Source organism: Bacillus sp. ES1-5 (genome assembly GCF_022487605.1).
Taxonomy (GTDB): Bacteria; Bacillota; Bacilli; order Bacillales; family Bacillaceae_G; genus Bacillus_A; species Bacillus_A wiedmannii.
On record NZ_JAKVPU010000035.1, the window covers coordinates 1 to 1,073 of the forward strand.

Genomic DNA, 1,073 nt, shown 5'->3' on the forward strand with positions numbered 1-1,073 from the left:
CTTGCTGCATTGGTTTCTCTTCTACTCGTGATTCCACCACTACTTGCTGCATTGGTTTCTCTTCCACTTGTGGTTCCACTGCCACTTGTTGCATTGGTGCTTCTTCTACTTGTTGTACAGGCTTATTCTCTACTCGTTCGCTCATAGAAGGTTGCATTGCATTTACTCTAGCCGCATGTCTTTCCATTAATCGCGTTCTGTCTTGTTTCAACATAACAACATTAAATGGTACATGACGCTTTTTCTCACGTTTTGGTTCTTCTTTTTGTACAATTGGTTGCTCTTCTGCAATCGGTGCTTCTTCTACAACTCGTTGTTCTTCTGCAATCGGCGCTTCTTCTACAACTCGTTGTTCTTCCGCAATCGGTGCTTCTTCTACAACTCGTTGTTCTTCTGCAATCGGTGCTTCTTCTACAACTGGCTGCTCTTCCACAATCGGTGCTTCTTCTACAACTGGCTGCTCTTCCGCAATCGGTGCTTCTTCTACAACTTGTTGTTCTCCCACAATCGGTGCTTCTTCTACAACTTGTTGTTCTTCCACAATCGGTGCTTCTTCTACAACTTGTTGTTCTTCCACAATCGGTACTTCTTCTACAACTTGTTGTTCTTCCACAATCGGTACTTCTTCTACAACTTGTTGTTCTTCTGCAATTAAAACATTTGCAAAGCTTTGAACATCTTTCTTCGTTTGTTCATCAGCCTCAGCAACATGTATGAATTCATTCGTCTGTTCAATTGCTTCATTTAAAAGCATTTCTTGCTGTGTTTCCTCAAGCGCTACAGGTTCCGCTTCTGCAATTACTTCCACTTCTTTTAGCTCTTCCGCTTCTGCAATTACTTCCACTTCTTTTAGCTCTTCTGCTTCTACAATTACTTCCACTTCTTTTAGCTCTTCTGTTTCCGCAATTACTTCCACTTCTTCTGACTCTTCTGTTTCCGCAATTACTTCCACTTCTTCTCGCTCTTCTGCTTCCGCAATTACTTCCACTTCTTCTCGCTCTTCTGTTTCCGCAATTACTTCCACTTCTTCTGACTCTTCTGTTTCCGCAATTACTTCCACTTCTTCTCGCTCT

At 42.2% G+C, this 1,073-nt stretch carries 1 pseudogene; it reads right to left on the reverse strand.

The window, feature by feature from the left end:
* Positions 1 to 1,073 (reverse strand): annotated as a pseudogene (locus MKO96_RS29115) (DNA translocase FtsK); the annotation flags it as partial.